7 protein-coding genes are annotated in these 8,297 nt (G+C 29.6%); all 7 read right to left on the reverse strand.

Going from position 1 to position 8,297, the window contains the following annotated elements:
- Nucleotides 1–216 precede the first annotated feature (216 nt).
- Entirely contained in the window at nt 217–1,473 is a 1,257-nt protein-coding gene (locus tag K7G79_RS14375; protein ID WP_223552297.1) for a PIN domain-containing protein, read from the reverse strand.
- Nucleotides 1,474–1,622: 149 nt separating this feature from the next.
- Entirely contained in the window at nt 1,623–2,756 is a 1,134-nt protein-coding gene (locus K7G79_RS14380; RefSeq protein ID WP_223552298.1) for a hypothetical protein, read from the reverse strand.
- Between the two features lie 153 nt (nt 2,757–2,909).
- Nucleotides 2,910–3,278 (reverse strand): hypothetical protein, encoded by a 369-nt coding sequence (locus K7G79_RS14385; protein WP_223552299.1) that lies wholly within the window; start codon nt 3,276–3,278, stop codon nt 2,910–2,912.
- 165 nt (nt 3,279–3,443) lie between these two features.
- A complete protein-coding gene (locus tag K7G79_RS14390; protein WP_223552300.1) occupies nt 3,444–4,274 on the reverse strand; it encodes a hypothetical protein in 831 nt (276 codons plus the stop codon).
- Between the two features lie 156 nt (nt 4,275–4,430).
- Entirely contained in the window at nt 4,431–5,579 is a 1,149-nt protein-coding gene (locus K7G79_RS14395) for a hypothetical protein (RefSeq protein WP_223552301.1), read from the reverse strand.
- Between the two features lie 169 nt (nt 5,580–5,748).
- Complete coding sequence (locus tag K7G79_RS14400) at nt 5,749–7,035, reverse strand: pepsin/retropepsin-like aspartic protease family protein (protein ID WP_223552302.1); 1,287 nt, start codon at nt 7,033–7,035, stop codon at nt 5,749–5,751.
- Between the two features lie 155 nt (nt 7,036–7,190).
- Nucleotides 7,191–8,057, reverse strand: coding sequence for a hypothetical protein (locus K7G79_RS14405; protein WP_223552303.1), 867 nt, complete (start codon nt 8,055–8,057; stop codon nt 7,191–7,193).
- Nucleotides 8,058–8,297 lie beyond the last annotated feature (240 nt).

Genomic DNA, 8,297 nt, shown 5'->3' on the forward strand with positions numbered 1-8,297 from the left:
GTATTGTGGTTCCAATCAGCCAAAATATTTCTTTTTTTCTCAAACTTTAATTCAGATTACGGTTTTTGGGACATTATGCACAACGGTCTCGTATAAGAATAGTAGCGGATTTTTACGCACTTACTTTTCGGTTAAACATAGACCTTTTTTATTATTATTTCATTTTGTTTTAGCGATTAAACCGCTATTATTTTTATACAATGTTGTACGCTGGCTTTAATCAAAGAAATCTCCTGTATCATAAATCATTCCGCACTTTTTACATCTATAATGCCAAGATAAGCCAGGTCCAAATTTTGAAATATGATAAAACCCCATATTTTCATCAAAACTATGTTCATTGCCATCAACACATAATTGTGATGCTGGAATTGATTTTCTTTGTTCTTTTATTTTTTTCATTTCCTCTTGCCATAGAAAATGGTCAGGGAAGAAATCTATAAAATTGATATTTTCTATAGTTTTCGATGTAGTGTTTACAACACCCTCAAAAAGAAATAACACTTTATGGTCGAAAACAATTCTATTTTGGTTGTCAAATGATTCGGGATAATTATCTCGATATTTATACACAGGATTTTTTCTGAATTTTTCTAACTCTTCTATTTTAGTTTCCTGTTCGTAAGTGGCAACTATTGGTACTGCAAGACTGATTTGAATTTTGTAAGTATCTGGTGAAATATTTTTGGTAACATAGTAATCGTGAATTTCTAAATCCTTAATTTCTAAATTCTCAATTTCTGGTATATCCTCGTATTTTTTGTCACTATAAAAACCACTAACATATCCTGGAAAGCATTTTATATCTTTTAGTAACTCTTCTTTTATTATATCTACTTTAATAGACTTTAAAACTAATTCATCGTTTACAAAGTCGAATTTTGGTCCAAACTCTTTTAGAAAATCAGATATACTTTTGAAAAAGTGTAAATTCTCAATTTTCTTTTTTTCTATTAATTCTTGTACGTGTTTATGTGTTGTAAAAAAGTCATCATCGGAAATAAGAATTATTTGAGATTCCTCATTATCACTTGCAAAATCAATTAAATCTTTTGCAATAAGAAAATCTCTAGTATTGTCTTTTCGTCCATTTACGCGTTTATTTAACAAAAGAAATTCCAATAGCTCATCTGATGTATAGCTTTCAGCACCTATTCTTAATTTGTGAACGTCAAATTGTTTTTCAGCCAGCTTATATCCTTCATCAATTTCTTTTTCAACGTCTTGTAATTTTTCGATTTGAATTAGAGGATTTTTTTCAATCTGTGATTTTAGTTTAGAATAATCCTGTAATAATTTATTGTAAATATCTTTTTTATAGAAGTCAAGAATTTCTTTTTGGACTACATTTAAAACTCCAAAGTCATTGTAAGTACTATCTAAGAAGTCCTTTAGCCTCTTGAAATCCTGATTTTCAAGAAACCTTTGTCCTAATTGTCTATAAATGTTTGAATCTAAAAATACTATAGTCATATTTCAGCTTGCGTACAACGGTTTGTGTAAGGATAGTTGCGTGTGCAAGCAACTAACTTACTAAAAATGGAACGAACCAGAGGAAAATCCGTAGGATTTTCCGAGTAGGCAAGAACCAAGCAATTATTTTTACACGTTGTTAGCAAAAGTTATTTCGATAATTTAAAAAGGAACATGTCTATGGTGTCTGAATTATTAGGAACACCAGTATAATCACCATCTATTCCATTTGTTCTACCAGTAATGTAGTAGTAATTTCCATCACGACTTTCATGAGTATCGTATCGAATTTCTCCGAATTCATAACTACCAAAAAACCTTTGGGATATTGTGTTTAAATTTGAGTCCAAAATAGTAAATTGAGAGAGCTTTGTATTTTTGTCATTTATTGAAGTGTGGCTGACAAAACCTAGGTTTCCATCTGTCATTAAGAATATGCTGTAGTCTCCGTTATGAATACCTTCAAATGTTTTATTCGCTATATTGTCTCCAGTTGAAGAATCAAACAATTTAAATTCAGTATCTTCAGGAGTCTTCGTAATAAATAGTATATTTCCGTTATCTAATACTAAACTTTCACGGAAATGTGCGGAACTATTGGATATATTAATTTTTATAGAATTTAATAAAGAGTTGTTTTCATAAATTTCACAAAAATAATTATCATAAAAGTCTAATGCTGAACCATTAAAATCTGAAAGTCCAAACAAATATGATTTATTATTTATAATAGTTTTTGACTTATCTGGTTCTTCTATGGAAATATTTACATTAGATGTTTCTAATAAGTTTCCTGAAGATGAGTATTTTTCAAAATATATACCTGTTGAATTATGTTTAATTAAATAAAAATTATTTTGATTTATATGAACATCATCAAAACTCTCATTTGATAATAGACTAACCTCTGTGATATTTCCCTCTAAATCAAATTGTACTTTATCAAAATTCCCAAGACCTGAATTGTTGAATAGATATAGTTGATTATCATCATTTGTCATAAAGTTTAAATAATGATTAGTTACATTTATTGATAAATCTTTAGTCCATAAAATTACTCCGTTACTACTAACCTTACTTAATTTTTGTAAATCAAACTCAAGGTCTTCATATAAAACATAAAGTTCATTGTCAATTTCTAATGAAGTAATCGGTCTAGATATTGGAAATAAAACAACATATTCATCATTTTTTAAGCCTGTCATTCCGTTATTTGAATTTTCTTCACTAGAGCAATTGCAGAAAAGAAGTCCAACAAAAAACAGTAAAATTGATTTTTTCATAAAGTTTAATTTTTGCTAACGTCTCGGCTATGATTTCGTTGTGGAATCATCCGCTAGGATTATTCCGCTTGAGAAATCAGCCGTATTTAAAGTTAATAATTTCAAATCAGTTAATGTGCCACAATGAATTATAGCCATTGTTGTAGAGCGTTTTTAATTTGTCTTTTTTAATATCCATCTACCAATTCTTTTGCCATTGGCTGATTCATAAAGCTTGTCTTTTCTAATATAATATTCATAAACATCAACCATTGATTTTTGTCCATCCGAAATCGAGTCAACTTTTAAGGTCAAAATATTCTCTGTCTTTTTCCAAACCCCATATTCAACAGTACGAAGGCTATGTGTCATATAACTATACTCGAAACAGTTATTATCCTTTAATTCGAGAACCTGTCCATAAGCATAGAAATCTCTTTTAACCTTATGCTTTTCATAAGTTTCTATTGTTCTTATTTCATTTTCAGCTTGCCCGTATGAGTTTAAGTAAGTAAATATGAATAATACAATTAAATATCTCATAGTATATTTCTAAATGCTCTACAACGGTTAGGCTATGAGTAGTTGCGTGGGTTAGCACTTAACTTTGCAAGTACACACCAAACTGAAAATCCTTGCGGATTTTCAGAAGTATGCGAGAACAAGCAATTACTTATAGCCAATGTTGTAAGCAGTATTTTTTATTAATTAAATTTTTATCTGTTTGTCTTTTAACAAATACTCAAGGTCATAAGGTATTTCTATTAAGTATGCCGCTTCCTTGTTTAGCTTTTTAAGTTCTGAATATTGATTTATAATAAAAACATAGTCATCATAAATCAGATGATAATCAAATTTTAAAAAGACAATGTCATTTTTGGTGAAGATTTCCTTTAGTAAATCCAAATCAATATTTTTTCCATTGTAGGCAATGTTTTTTTCAGGTTTTAAACGAATAGAAGAGTAACTCTTTTTTTCTAAAATACTATCAATATTTTTTTTATTGCCCGAGTAAATTATGTTTTCAAAATCGTGATACCAAACATTCGGAAGTGGTTTTGGAGGAGGAGTATATTTATATTTTGTCGCATTTAACTTTTCGTTTCTTAATACTTGCTCTAACGTTAGTATATGGGATGAGTTTTTGTGAACGCCTAAAAGACTGTTAAGGTAAATTGGAATTCCTTTTGAGGAATTTCCAATATTGTCTGTCATTAGGTACAATTTCTTGTCGACTAATGCTATTTCTTTTTTGATTCTTTCTATAAACTCAAATCGGGTATTCTTGTCAGCATATAACAGAACCCTTGGAGGATTTGAATAATCGAATTGATTTATAATTGAGTTTGATATGTCGTCAAAATAACGGAAAGTTTTATTGTCAGTTGAAACATTTTGATTTTTGGTGACATAAATATTTGTTGTGGCATAAAATGAAACTTCTTTTCCGCCTTCAGGAAGCGCAATGGAATCTTTTATTTGTGAGAAAGAAGAAATAGGTAAAATAAGTAAAATTAAGACCGATAAAATTTTTTTCATAATTTTTGTCAATATTGCTTACAACGTGTTTGTGTAAGGATAGTTGCGTGTGCCAGCAACTAACTTACTAAAAATGGAACGAACCAGAGGAAAATCCGCAGGATTTTCCGAGTAGGCTTGAACCAAGCAATTATTTTTACACGGTGTTAGCAAAAGTTATTTTTCCAATTTAAAGTAGAACATGTCCGTGCCCGTTGAGTTGTTTGGTAAGTCATAATCCCCATTGTAGTCAAACGTCCGTCCTAATAAATAATAGTAGTTTGCGGATTCGTTAATCTTAAAAAAGACATCACCGCTGTCATAACCTCCAATATTCCTAGAATAAACTTGATTTAAATTTTGGTCGTAAACTGTAAATTGTGATAGTTTTAGTTCTGTCATTGAACCATCACGTCCACCAGCGACCGCAATTTCGTTATTCGATAATAAATTAATTTTCAACACATTGGAATACGATTTATGTGTTTTAGTAGTAATTAAGTTACCTGATAAATCGTATAGTCTTAAATCGTAATCATCTATATAAACAAAACTATTGTCTTCTTTAAAATTGTAAATTGACATGAGAATATTTCCGTTGTCTAAAACTAATTTTGAGTGAGCAGATTTTAAATTTTTTATTTCTGAATTTATTGTATTGATTAGACTTCCACTTAAGTCATAAATTTTGCAAAAATAATTTTCATAAAAATTTGGGGAGTTTTGGAAGTCATCTTCATCAAAGATGTAGATATAGTTGTTTTTTACAATTATGTCACTATTTGAAGAAAGTTGTAGATAATCACTTTCGAAGCTTGTTTCTGATATGAAATTCCCATTTAATGAATATTTCCTGTAGGTTATTTCTGTTTTACTAGTAGATTGATTATAGTATAAATCAAAAGCAAATATAAAATCATTGTCTTTAGAAATGAAGGTGCCTTGACTAAATGGTAATTCTGATTCTACAATATCACCATTAAAGTTAATGACTCTCTTTTCAATACCATTAACACCGCTAGAGTAGCAATAAATTAAATTGTTTAAAATAAATATGCTGTTTGATAATATATCAATTTTAAAATCATGTTCTTTAGTCCATAAAATTTTTCCAAAAGTGTCTACTTCTGATATTCTCAAGTTTAGGTTTTCATAAATTACAATTGAATTTCCATTTTGAAGTTCGAAACTTGTTATGGGATAAGCTTCTGGGAATAATATGACGAATTCATTTTCCGATTCTAATGTTGTTTCAATTGTTTCATCTGAACTGTTACAGCCATAAGCTATCAAAGTAACTATAAGTAAAATAAATTTTTTCCTCATAAGAATTATTATAATTTTTGCTAACGGTTTGGCTATGAGTAGTGCGGGATTAGAAAGCACTTCACTGTTCGCTTAACGAAAAGTTTATTTAATGTAATTGCTTTCATAACAGCACTTTCGACCGCATTACGTATAGCCATTGTTGCCCAACGTCTTTTTATTATACATTTTATTTAAATACCACAGAACTATTTTTAAAACTGATGATCATCTCGTCAAAATGCTTTATAAAATCTTGTCCTAAATTGCCATATAAGTTATTATCTTCAGTTCCTATTTTATTTTTATGAAGTTGTAAATTCTTTAGTCTCGCAATCGAACCTCCTACTTTCAAATCGATATCTTCAATTATATATCCTTCAAATTCAATAATACCACCAGCTCCACTAGACTTAAATTTTTGTAAGTCATAGTTGGTGTCAACTTCACTTTTATATTTCTCATAAAAAGGTGAATACAAGGTAGTGGCTCTAGCTCCCGTATCAAACCCAAAACTCAGGGTATCTTCTTTATAATTTAAGGCAATTATCGGTGTTAAACCATCTAATGCAAAATTGGATAAATTGTACTCAACAGGATTTTGTGGAACATAGATAGTGTCGTTTTTAGAAATTCTAATCTCCTCCATGGCTTCAATCACTGGAAAACCGATAATTCCATTGATGTAGTAATCAATTTGAGGAAATGAAATATCTTCATCATTCAGCACTAAAAAGACTACATTCTTAAAAGTAAGCTCTCCAATTCTTAAAGTCTCAGCAATAGCTAGGTCACTATCAACTCTTTGGCCAGTGAATGCTGAAACATAAAAATCGGATTCTATATAAGTTAAGCCAAGGTTTTTTATTAAAGATCTTTTTATCACAGAAATATTGGCCCCTGTATCAAATATAAAATTTTGAATCGTATCGTTTATAGTTACATCCACATTGAATAGACCTATTTTATCTCTAACCATTGGAAATGAAACATCCCTATTTCTGATAATTTCTTGTTTAGGGGTATTTCTTAATGATTTCCAAATTTTCAGTTCATTATTGAGTGTTTCTATTTCTGTTGAATCATTTAAATGACGGTATTCATCAAGAATGATTTCACTTGTTAGCGCAGCCTCGCTATATTCATAAAGATTTATGTGGTTTAGAAGTTTTGTATTGTACACTGAATTCAGAATCGTATCTGATAGATGAATAATCTTTTGATTAATAATCTCGTCAATTACTGAATTTGATTCCTCAAGATTGTTAAAAACATTAAATATGATAGCCTTAAAATATAATTCATGATCCTTTGAAAGTTTATCTTTTTGAGCTTCAAAAACTTGCTTAAGCATAAAGTAATTTTGCTTTTCTATCAATTGTTCTAAATCTTGAATAACGGTATAATCACTTGTTTTATACTGAGGTTGTTGACATCCAATTAATATAATCAGTAAAAGGAATAATGTGTTTTTCATAATTTTAGGATGTTGGGTAACGGTCTTGTATAACCGTCAGTTACGGGTTAATATGCGTTAATTTTCGGTTAAGCACTGACGCTAGCAATTCCGAGTGGATTAGGACGTAGTCGAATCCGCCGTAATTGCGGTTATACATTGTTACAAACAGTTTTTTAATCTGCATATTTATAAATAACTATGTAGTCGGTATTATATTCTGAATTTCTACCTAAAATTAAAGAAGGTCTATTTAGCTCATCTTTAATAATATTTGTTATATCAACATCTTGTTCGGAATGTTGAGAGTTAATCATTTTTTTTGGAATCTTTTTCATTAATCTTAAGTCGAAAACTATTTCTAGAGCAAGTCTTTTTGGAGAACGGTGTATTATCCAAGGCAAATAGAATTCATCATTATTATATTCTGAAACTTCGTAGAAAGTGAAAGAGCCAGAAGTTTTATGCTTCTTGATAAAATTATCTCCACTATATTGGTAAGTATATGAGTTCTCTGAAATTTCTGAACCTGAACCGTTTATATAGAAAGTTTTAGTCAATTTATTTCCACTAAAATTTATTTGTTCATTATGTCCATTCGATGAACTCCAACCATCACTTTGTTTAAAGGTGATTTTATTATTGTCAAGAGTAATAGGGTTATCGTTAATTGAAATTACCTTTCCATCACTATCCCTTTGAACTGTTCCACCAAAATCATATCTCCAAGAAACAATTTGATTTGTTCCAATTTTATATGAGTCTACCAATCCATCACTACCATAATCTATATGACAAACTTCATCAAATTCAGAATCTGGTAGTTGAGTTATTGATTCGATTAGGCTTTGAACATATGAATCGTTTTCTAATTCATTTGGGTTAAAATTAATTCCTGCATTTTGTGTTAATCTGCCAGAGTTAATTAAATAAATATCCGAAACCTTTAAAAGGTCAGTCGTTCGCATTTCTGTATCCGTATCATTATTATTAGAGCAAGAAAACAAAATTGAAATTACAATCAGAAAACTTATTTTTTTCATTCGTAAGGTTGGTTTAAATTGTTTGTAACGTGTTCGTGTATGATTTGTGCGGAATCGTCCGTAGGATGATTCCGATGGAAATCAGTATTTAAATGTAAGAATTAATCTTTCAAATAACCATCAAACCGCATTAATTATACACGTTGTTAGGCACAGTTATTTATAGTCTAATTTCAAAAGATCATTTCCTAAGTTTGCTATGTATAGAGTTTGACCATCATTTGAATAGAACATTCCTGT

This window comes from Aestuariivivens sp. NBU2969, assembly GCF_019931125.1.
GTDB classification, from domain to species: domain Bacteria; phylum Bacteroidota; class Bacteroidia; order Flavobacteriales; family Flavobacteriaceae; genus Aestuariivivens; species Aestuariivivens marinum.